8 protein-coding genes are annotated in these 10,272 nt (G+C 62.6%); 6 read left to right on the top strand and 2 right to left on the bottom strand.

Annotated features, from left to right (window positions below):
* Positions 1–1,331 (bottom strand): NAD(P)/FAD-dependent oxidoreductase (locus tag BBX50_RS23640; protein ID WP_065777760.1); only part of this gene is annotated, 1,331 nt, incomplete at its 3' end.
* A 456-nt stretch (positions 1,332–1,787) separates the two neighbouring features.
* Between BBX50_RS23640 and BBX50_RS23635 the strand changes: the two genes are divergently transcribed.
* The 5 genes from BBX50_RS23635 to BBX50_RS23625 all read left to right on the top strand — a co-directional run bounded on the left by BBX50_RS23635 (position 1,788) and on the right by BBX50_RS23625 (position 6,146).
* The gene (locus BBX50_RS23635; RefSeq protein ID WP_065777759.1) at positions 1,788–3,086 is read left to right on the top strand and encodes an Hsp70 family protein; all 1,299 of its coding nucleotides are present in this window, start codon (positions 1,788–1,790) and stop codon (positions 3,084–3,086) included.
* Positions 3,087–3,176: 90 nt separating this feature from the next.
* The gene (locus BBX50_RS23630) at positions 3,177–4,076 is read left to right on the top strand and encodes a uracil-DNA glycosylase (protein WP_065777762.1); all 900 of its coding nucleotides are present in this window, start codon (positions 3,177–3,179) and stop codon (positions 4,074–4,076) included.
* A gap of 176 nt (positions 4,077–4,252) precedes the next feature.
* Positions 4,253–4,429 carry a hypothetical protein gene (locus tag BBX50_RS30595; protein ID WP_089043882.1) on the top strand — a complete coding sequence of 59 codons (177 nt, stop codon included), beginning with the start codon at positions 4,253–4,255 and terminating at the stop codon, positions 4,427–4,429.
* Between the two features lie 74 nt (positions 4,430–4,503).
* Positions 4,504–4,659 carry a hypothetical protein gene (locus tag BBX50_RS30590; RefSeq protein WP_139108497.1) on the top strand — a complete coding sequence of 52 codons (156 nt, stop codon included), beginning with the start codon at positions 4,504–4,506 and terminating at the stop codon, positions 4,657–4,659.
* A 194-nt stretch (positions 4,660–4,853) separates the two neighbouring features.
* Complete coding sequence (locus tag BBX50_RS23625; RefSeq protein WP_065777758.1) at positions 4,854–6,146, top strand: MFS transporter; 1,293 nt, start codon at positions 4,854–4,856, stop codon at positions 6,144–6,146.
* Positions 6,147–6,244: 98 nt separating this feature from the next.
* On the opposite strand, the gene BBX50_RS23620 is transcribed toward BBX50_RS23625, so the two are convergent.
* The gene (locus tag BBX50_RS23620; RefSeq protein WP_065777757.1) at positions 6,245–7,183 is read right to left on the bottom strand and encodes a DMT family transporter; all 939 of its coding nucleotides are present in this window, start codon (positions 7,181–7,183) and stop codon (positions 6,245–6,247) included.
* A gap of 432 nt (positions 7,184–7,615) precedes the next feature.
* Between BBX50_RS23620 and pepN the strand changes: the two genes are divergently transcribed.
* Positions 7,616–10,264, top strand: coding sequence for an aminopeptidase N (gene pepN / locus BBX50_RS23615; protein WP_065777761.1), 2,649 nt, complete (start codon positions 7,616–7,618; stop codon positions 10,262–10,264).
* Positions 10,265–10,272: the final 8 nt, after the last annotated feature.

Genomic DNA, 10,272 nt, shown 5'->3' with positions numbered 1-10,272 from the left:
TCGATCTTCTGGTGCTGTGCGGCCGGCTCCAGGCAGGCGGCATCGGTCTTGCCGTGCTTCAGCGTGCCGAAGAAGGAGAAGCCGAAGAGCTGGTTGGTCCACATGTCGAGACCGCCGAGCGCCACGCCGATCGCGGTGCCGAACTTCGACCACAGCGGCTTGACATTCCTCACCCGCTTCAGGTCCTGGCCGATGGCGCTGTCGCGCCAGCCACGTTCGATCTCGATCGGCTCGTCATTGGCGCGACCCGCTTCGATCGCCGCCGCCAGCTTCTCGGCCGCAAGAATGCCCGACAGCACCGCGTTGTGGCTGCCCTTGATGCGCGGCACGTTGACGAGACCGGCCGAACAGCCGATCAGCGCGCCGCCGGGGAAGGACAGCTTCGGCACCGACTGGTAGCCGCCCTCGGTGATCGCGCGCGCGCCATAGGACAGCCGCTTGCCGCCTTCGAAGGTGCCGCGGATCGCCGGGTGGGTCTTGAAGCGCTGGAACTCCTCGAACGGATAGAGATAGGGGTTCTTGTAGTTCAAGTGCACGACGAAGCCGACGGCGACCATGTTGTCTTCGAGGTGGTAGAGGAACGAGCCGCCACCGGTCTTCATGCCGAGCGGCCAGCCGAAGGAGTGCTGCACCAGGCCGGGCTTGTGGTTCTCCGGCTTCACCTGCCAGAGCTCCTTGAGCCCGATGCCGAATTTCTGGACGTCGCGATCCCTGGAGAGATCGAATTTGGCAATCAGCTGCTTGGCGAGCGAACCGCGCACCCCCTCGCCGATCAGGGTGTATTTGCCCAAGAGCGCCATGCCGCGGGCGAAGTTGGGGCCCGGCTCGCCGTTGCGCTCGATGCCCATGTCGCCGGTGGCGACACCGATGACGGCACCCTCGTCGTTGTAGAGCACTTCGGTGGCGGCAAAACCCGGATAGATCTCGACGCCGAGCGCTTCCGCATGGCTTGCCAGCCAGCGACAGACATTGCCGAGCGAGACGATGTAGTTGCCGTGATTGTTCATCAGCGGCGGCATCAGGAAGTTCGGCAGGCGGATCGAGCCGGCCGGGCCCAAGAACAGGAAGTGGTCGTCTTTGACCTCGGTCTTGAACGGATGGTCGGCTTCCTCGCGCCAGCCCGGCAGCAGCCGGTCGATGCCGATCGGATCGACGACCGCGCCTGAGAGGATATGCGCGCCGACCTCGGCGCCCTTCTCCAGAACCACGACAGACAGATCCGGATTGACCTGCTTCAGTCGGATTGCGGCCGCAAGACCCGCCGGTCCCGCGCCGACGATCACGACGTCGAACTCCATACTCTCGCGCTCGGGCAGATCTTGCTCGGTCATACCGTCTCTCCAGTCTCACCGGTCTTCTGCCGGCTCAGTTCCCAGGATATCTCATCCGTCATGGCAAATGCAGTTTGGCTTGTCGAGCCGGGATGCGACAGACGATGCCCGCTTTTGCGCATGAGGTCATGAGTTTAGGGCAAATATCTATATGACGTGTACGTAAACGTAAATACATCATTTTGTCGCGTACAGACGCTATTGGCCAACTGGCCTTGCTTTTGCCGAAGAGCCGTGCGACGAGGCCGCCACCCTTCCGGCGCACGCGCCGGCACATCCCATTCGCAATCGGCACGCGGCAAGGCGCCCTCTGGCGCCGGGACGGCGTGTCTTTTGTCGGTTTTGGGGCCGGCCGCCTGCGCACGCGAAGGCGGCCCTACAGATTTCATGTTGCGTTGCGCGCCGCCGGCTTCACCCCGGGTGGCGAAGCGACGCCAGACGCAAGGAGCGACACCCATGGTCAAGGCGCTTGGCTTTGATTTCGGCACCACCAATTCCGTTCTGGCGGTCGCCGCCGGCGACACGACTCATTCGATGCAGTTCGACAGTCTGGCCGGCACGACGGATGCCATGCGGACCGCCCTCTCCTTCATGAAGGACGCCAACCTCGGCGCCCAGGCGCTGAAGGTCGAGGCCGGCCAGGCTGCAATCCGCGCCTTCATCGACAACCCGGGCGACTGTCGCTTCCTGCAGTCCATTAAGACCTTTGCCGCAAGCCCGCTCTTCCAGGGCACGCAGGTCTTCGCCAAGCGCCACAGCTTCGAGGATCTGATGCGGGTGTTCCTGACAAAGCTGCGCGACTATGCGGGGGACGGCTGGACCGAGCAATACAGCCGCATCGTCGTCGGCCGGCCGGTTCACTTCGCTGGCTCCAATCCCGATCCGACGCTGGCGCTTGAACGCTATGGCGCAGCACTGTCCGAATTCGGCTTCCCGGAGGTGCACTATGTCTACGAGCCCGTGGCAGCCGCCTTCTACTTCGCCCAGAACCTGAAACAGGACGCGACGGTGCTTGTCGCCGATTTCGGCGGCGGCACCACCGACTACTCGCTGATCCGCTTCGAGACGAAGGCCGGCCGTCTGACGGCAAAGCCAATCGGGCATTCGGGCGTCGGAATTGCCGGCGACCATTTCGACTTCCGCATCATCGACAATGTCGTCTCGCCGCTGATTGGAAAGGGGAGTCTCTTCAAGAGCTTCGACAAGCTGCTTGAAGTGCCCTCCAACTACTATGCGAATTTCGGCCGCTGGAATCAGCTTTCGATCTTCAAGACCTTGAAAGATTTCACGGATCTGAAGAAGCTCGTGCGCCAGAGCCTGGAACCGGAAAAGCTCGAGGCTTTCGTCGACCTGATCGAGCACGACGAGGGTTATCCGCTCTACAACGCGATCTCGGCAACGAAGATGCGGCTGTCGCAACAAGACGAAACGGAATTCTACTTCCCTCCACTCGGAGAGATGTCGCGCCGCACTGTTCGCCGCAGCGAGTTCGAAGGCTGGATCGCGCCGGAACTGGCGCGCATCGAAGGTGCGCTCGACGACGTGCTGCAGTCGACCTCGACGCCGCCAGAGACGATCGACAAGGTCTTCCTCACCGGTGGCACCTCCTTCGTGCCCGCCGTACGCTCGATCTTCGAGCGCCGCTTCGACGCCGCACGCATCGAGAGCGGCGGCGAACTGCTGTCGATCGCCCATGGCCTGGCGCTGATCGGCGAGCACGACGACATCGCCCACTGGACGGCGAATGCGGCCTGAGCCGGCTGTCTCATCCATGACCTTGGATAGGAAGGCCAAGGGCCGGAAAAGCGGTTCCGGTCCGGCGGCTTATGGGTTAGGTTGGCGGCCATGATTTCCGCCCACGACCTCTCCCCGGCTGAGCTTGCCGCCCTCCTCGCCTTCCATGCGGATGCGGGTGTCGAATGGCTGCTGGAAGAGGAGCCTGTCGACCGTTTCGCCGAATTCGAGGCAATGAAGGCGGCGCGCGGCAACGCGCGGGCACCGGCGGCCAACAACCGCGCGGAGATACCCACTGCGCAACCGGCGGCACGCCAGACTGCCGCGGCTGCTGCCCCCGCTTCCGCCCCATCCCGCGAAAGCCGTGCGCCGGCTCCAACCGCGAGCGCTCCTGCCGTTGCCATTCCCGACGCGCAGGCCATCGAAGAGGCGCGCTTTGCCGCCGAATCGGCGCGATCACTCGCCGAGCTCAGGCTTGCGATGGAGGGCTTTGCCGGCTGCAATCTCAGAAACAGCGCCCGCAATCTGGTCTTTGCCGAGGGCGACGCCGCAACCGGCATCATGATCGTCGGCCCGATGCCCTATGCCGATGACGATCGCGACGGCCAGCCCTTTGCCGGGCGGCTCGGAGAAATGCTGACGCGGATGCTGGCCGGCATCGGCCTTACCCGCGAAACGGTTTTCCTAAGCAACGTCGTGCCCTGGCGGCCGCCGGGCAACCGCGTGCCGACGGCGCGCGAGGCCGATATCTGCCGCCCGTTCATCGAACGCCAGATCGCGCTTGCCGAACCCAAGCACCTGCTTCTGCTTGGCAATTTCACCGCCCGCTTCTTCTTTGGCGGCAGCGACACCATCCATCAGCTTCGCGGCGAATGGCGAGACCTTCAGATCGGCGGCATCACAGTGCCGACCCTTGCGACCCTGCACCCACAGGATCTGGTGACGGCGCCAGTCAACAAGCGCTTCGCCTGGCAGGACCTGCTCGCCTTCAACGCCCGGATCCGGGGCTGACCCTTGCCGCGGCGCTATGAGCGCGTAACGCCCCGGCCCGGCTGCCCGATTTATGAACAAAGAATGAAGAAGCCATGCGGCCTGCGCATATCAGCGGCGCATTTTGACGCATTGCAAAATGCGATGTTGCAGCGCAATATATTGACACGGGAGGAATGGAATTAAGGAATTGAACCATGACTGCCCGCTTTCGTCCGATCCACAGCAGCTTTGAGACGCTCCGCCACACTGGCGCTGCTTACCGGACGCCGTTCAACCGTTTCGGCACGGCAGCCAACGAGCAGATGACCGCGATCGGTCTCGCCCGGACCACGCGTCCGGCCCAGATTTTCGCCGACTTCATTCAGCGCTGATCCCCACGCGATACGCTTTACGGCGTGTCGCGTGCCGCATCGCCTAAAGAACCGACGACGAAAGGAACGAAACCATGACCAAGCCCATCGCCAGCCTCAAGATCCTGCTCGATTCGATCTCCGACATCGGCATCGCGGTCCGCGCTTCGCGTGAATATACGGCTCTCAGCACCAAGAAAGATGCACGCCGCGCCCATCGCGTGGCCGTGAGCCCGCTGCTGCCGAACTGATCGCTGTCTGACAAGCGGCGTACCGCCTTTTTTTGTCATCGCCTGTCGCAATCGACAGGGCCTGAAAAACCCGATAGAGCCACACTCCCTTTGACCCTTGGAGTGTCAGGCCGTCCGGTATCCGCCAGAATCCTCGCTCCACCCGCGCCTGCTCGTCATCTTGATGGCGAAGCGCCACGTTTTCAGGAGCGCCGATGCTGGCCAGCCTCGCTTCCGTCTTCAGCCTGATGGTGTCGACCCTGCTCATGATGGTCGCCTTCGGCCTTCAGAGCTATGTCATCCCCGTGCGCTCGGTCGCCGAGAACTGGTCGACGCTGACAGTCTCGGTCATTGCCACCGGCTATACGGTCGGCTTCACGCTGTCCTGCATCGTCACGCCGAAATTCGTTCTGCGCGTCGGCCATGTGCGCGTCTTCACGGCGCTGATCACGCTGCTTTCCATTGCGATCCTGCTCTGCGGCCTGATCGTCGACTGGCGCGCGTGGATTGTCTTTCGCGCCATCGCCGGCTTTGCCATATCCGGCAGCTATCTCGTCATCGAAAGCTGGCTCAACGAACGCGTCACCAATGAAAACCGCGGTCTGCTGTTCTCGCTCTACCTGATCACGACAATGGTCGGCACCATCGGCGGGCAATATATGGTGCCGCTCGGCGATCCGACCAACACCTCGCTGTTCATGCTCTGCAGCGTGCTGTTCTCGCTGGCGCTTCTGCCGACGGCGCTTTCCTCCTCGCCTATGCCGGCGCCGCCCGCGCAGGCGAAGTTCGATATCCCCGCGCTCTTCCGACGCTCGCCGGTCGCCGTTGTCGGCGGCTTTCTCGCCGGCGCGCTTTCCGGGGCATGGCTGAACCTTGGCGGCGTCTTCACGCAGAAGATCGGCCTTTCGACCGCCGAGGGCGCGACGCTGCTCGCGGCGCTTCTGACCGGCAGCGCGATCTCGCAAATCCCGATTGGCCGCCTCTCCGACAAGATCGACCGCCGTATCGTCATGGTCGGCTGCGGCGCCGTCGGCGTAGTCTCCTGCCTCGTCATGTCGGCGTCGATCGGCAGCCAACCGGCGGTGCTCTATGGCATCGCCGCCTCCATCGGCTCGGTGCTCTTTCCGATCTATGCGCTCAACGTCGCGCACGCGAACGATCTCGCCAAACCCAATGAGTATGTCGAAACATCGTCCGGCCTGATGATCACCTACGGTCTCGGTACGATCTCCGGCCCGCTGATGGTCGGCCCCGTGATGGACCGGTTCGGCCCGGCCGCTCTGTTCCTGGTGCTCGCCGTCTACTTCGCCCTCTATGGTGGCTATGCCGCCTGGCGAATCCTGCAGCGCGAACAGCACAAGGGCCTGGTCGCCAAGACCGACTTCCAGGCAACCAGCGTCATGCCGACGCCGGGTCCGGACGTCACGAGCCCGATGGCCCAGCAGATGGCGCAGGAACCGCTGATTGACGACGACACGGTACCGGCTTGGGAGAACCCTCGGCCGTAGTCATATCCGGCGTGCACGGAACCGTGTGAAGCCGTTCCCGTCCGGGCTTGGTCGCTTCGAAAAGCAAGAGCCGAAGACGCTTCGCCCCGAACGTGTGGTCAACCCTGCGGCGTCATGTGCTTGCGCGCGCCCTTGCGCTCGAGGCCGAGGCGATGTTCCCGGAAGATGATGAAGATGCCTGCGCCGACCACGATTGCGGTGCCGATCAGCATCGTTGCCGTCGGGATATCGTCAAAAAGGACGTAGCCGATGATCAGGCCAAGCACGATCGAGGTGTATTCGAAGGGCGCGATTGTCGACATGTCGGCGTGGCGGTAGCTTTCGGTCAGCAGGATCTGCGCGACACCGCCGCAGAAGCCCGCGACCATCAGAAGCAGGAAGGCCTCGCGGGAGATCGACGGCCAGCCGAAGGGCAGCGTCGCCAGAGAGAAGACCGAGGCCGACAGCGAGAAATAGAGCACGATCGTATGGGTTCGCTCGTTCTTGACGAGCTTGCGCACCAGCACCATCGCCACGGCCCCGAGCGCGGCGGAGACCAGCACTGCGGCGGCACCCAACGCCTCGAGCGAACCGAAACCGCCCTCGCGAAACAGCGTCAGGCGCGGCCACGTGATGATCATCACTCCAACCAGTCCGACGACGACCGCCGACCAGCGATAAAGCCGCACAGTCTCACTGAGGAAAACCGCTGCAAAGACAACGGCGATCAGCGGCATGGCGTAGCCAATCGCGATCGCTTCGGGAAGTGGCAGATGCACGAGCCCGTAAAAGCCGAAGCTCATTGCCAGGATACCGACAAAGCCGCGCGCGATATGACCGGTGAGATCCTTGGTCTTGAAGGCATCGCGCAATTGTCCGCGGAAGGCGAGATAGCCGAGAATCGGCACCATCGCGAAGGCCGAGCGATAGAAAGTGATCTGGCCCGTCGCGATCTCGCTTCCGGCCGCCTTGATCAGCGTCGACATGCAAACGAAAATGACGACGGAAAGGACCTTGAGCAGGATCCCCTTCATCGGGCTTTCGACTTCCGCATCCATTGAGGGCACTTTTCAAACAGCCTCGACCGGCCAATGGCAGGCGCGACGACTGGCTTGGGGATTTTTCGGCGGTGAGAACCACCGCAGGATTGCCCTCACCTTAGCGACGCTTGGCAAGAATGTCGGATCAAACTTCGTGATGAACGACGTTTTTTCTTGATCGATCGATGCTCGACTAAGTGACCGTCCGCTCTTCTTTAGCCAACCCGAAAAAAACCTTTCCAATTCATGTCTTGTTAGTCCCACTTCGATACACATCGATCCGATAAGGGAGCGGGAAGAACATCGGACGCCATGTCTTTTTCTGCCGGAAGTGCGGTCGCCGGCATCACAATCGTGTGGCATTATCCGGCTTTTTCGCCCCTTGGCCTTTTCACCTTCACAGGCGCCCACTACAAATTCTCCAGTAGAACGGCGCAAGCGGGACTGACCATGCGGACAAATACTGGCCAGATCATTCATCTGGAAGACTACCGGCCGACCGACTTCGTTCTGGAGAGAGTGGATCTTACCTTCGAGCTCGACCCGAAGGAAACCAAGGTCGAAGCACGGTTGATCTTCCATCGCCGCGAAGGGGTCGACACGTCAGCGCCGCTGCTGCTCGACGGTGACGAACTGAAGATGACGGGCCTTCTGCTCGACCAGGAAGAACTCGCGACGTCGCTCTACGATCTCGCTGACGACACGCTGACGATCCGCGGCCTTCCAGAGACCGCCCCGTTTGAAATCACCATCACCACGCTGCTTTCGCCGGAAACCAACACGCAGTTGATGGGGCTCTACCGCACCAACGGCGTCTATAGCACCCAGTGCGAGGCCGAAGGTTTCCGCCGCATCACTTACTTCCCCGATCGCCCGGATGTACTTGCCGTCTACACGGTCAACATCATCGCCGACAAGGCGTCCGCACCGCTGCTGCTCTCCAACGGCAACTACCTCGGCGGCGCCGACATGGGCGACGGTCGACATTTTGCCGCCTGGTTCGATCCGCACCCGAAGCCCAGCTATCTCTTTGCGCTCGTTGCCGGTGACCTCGGCGTCGTCGAGGACACGTTCACGACGATGTCGGGCCGCGACGTGGCGCTCAAGATCTACGTCGAACACGGCAAGGAAGCGCGCGCCTCCTACGCCATGGATGCGCTCAAGCGTTCGATGAAGTGGGACGAAGAGGTCTTTGGCCGCGAGTACGATCTCGACATCTTCATGATCGTCGCCGTCTCCGACTTCAACATGGGCGCGATGGAGAACAAGGGCCTCAACATCTTCAACGACAAGTATGTACTGGCCGACCCGGAAACGGCAACGGACGCCGACTACGCCAATATCGAAGCGATCATCGCACACGAGTACTTCCACAACTGGACAGGCAACCGCATCACCTGCCGCGACTGGTTTCAGCTCTGCCTCAAGGAAGGCCTGACGGTCTATCGCGATCACGAATTCTCGGCCGATATGCGCTCGCGCGCCGTCAAGCGGATCGCCGAGGTGCGGCATCTGAAGTCAGAACAGTTTCCCGAGGATGCCGGTCCCCTCGCCCATCCGGTGCGGCCGACAAAGTACCGGGAAATCAACAATTTTTACACGACGACCGTCTACGAAAAGGGCTCGGAAGTCACCCGCATGATCGCGACCATCCTTGGCCGCGACCTGTTCAAGAAGGGCATGGACCTCTATTTCGACCGCCACGACGGCCAGGCCGTGACGATCGAGGATTTTGTCGCCTGCTTCGAAGAGGCCAGCGGACGCGATCTCAGGCAGTTCGCCCTCTGGTATCACCAGGCCGGAACGCCGCTGGTTACCGCGTCCGGCGCCTATGACTCCGCCAAGCAGACCTTCACCCTGTCGCTTGAACAGACCGTGCCGCCGACACCCGGCCAGGGCGCCAAAGAGGCGATGCACATTCCGCTGAAGATGGGCCTGCTGCTGGAAGGCGGCGGTGAAGCCGACCTTTCGGCTGTCTCCGGCGCAGACATGACCGCCGACGTGCTGCACCTGACCGAGCGCAAACAGACGGTCGTGTTCTCAGGCATTCCGTCGCGCCCGGTGCCGTCGTTCAACCGCGGCTTCTCTGCACCGATCAATCTGCATATCGAGCAGAGCGCCGACGACTTGGCGCTGATTGCGCATCATGAAAGCGACCTCTTTGCCCGCTGGCAGGCGCTCAATGCCATTGCGCTTACCAATCTGGTCGAGGCGACGGCGAATGTCCGCGCCGGCAAGCCGGTCACCTGCGATCAGGCGCTCGTCGACGGCCTGATCCGCGCTGCCGCCGATGCATCGCTGGAGCCCGCCTTCCGCTCACAGGCGCTCGCCCTTCCGAGCGAGTCCGATATCGCCCGCGAAATCGGCACCAACAACGATCCGGACGCCATCCATGCGGCCCGCCAGCAGATCCTGACGGCGGTCGCTGCCGCCGGCCGCAGCACGTTCTCGCGGCTCGCCGACGAACTGATTTCCGCCAGCGCCTTCAGCCCGGACGCTGCAAGCGCCGGCCGTCGGGCGCTGCGCAACAGCGCGCTGACCTATCTGGTCCAGGCGGACGAAGGACCGGAGCGTGCGGCGAAGGCGTTTGCAGCCGCCAACAACATGACCGACCTAAGCCATGCGCTGGCGCTGCTTGCACACCGGTTCCCGGATGCCACTGAAACCGCAGAGGCGCTCGCAACCTTCCGCAAGCGTTTCGCCGACAACGCGCTTGTCATCGACAAGTGGTTCGCCGTTCAGGCGACGATCCCCGGCGCCGCAACCCTTGACCGTGTCAAGGCGCTGATGGCCGAGCCGCTATTCAATGGCAATAATCCGAACCGCGTGCGCTCGCTGGTGGGCACCTATGCCTTCGCCAACCCGACCGGCTTCAACCGGGCCGATGGCGAGGGGTATCGGTTCCTGGCCCGCCAGATCCTCGACATCGATCCGCGCAATCCGCAACTTGCTGCCCGCATCCTCACCGCGATGCGCTCCTGGCGCTCGCTTGAGGACAAGCGCGCCGGGCACGCCCGCAAGGCCTTGAAGGAGATTGCGGCCGCATCGAAGCTTTCAGCCGATGTCGGCGACATCGTTGAACGCATGCTTAAAGCCTGACAGCTCAA

Source organism: Ensifer sp. LC11, from assembly GCF_001695835.1.
Classification (GTDB): domain Bacteria; phylum Pseudomonadota; class Alphaproteobacteria; order Rhizobiales; family Rhizobiaceae; genus Ensifer.
Note: the sequence above shows the minus strand (reverse complement) of the source record. Positions and strands in the feature narration are given on the sequence as shown.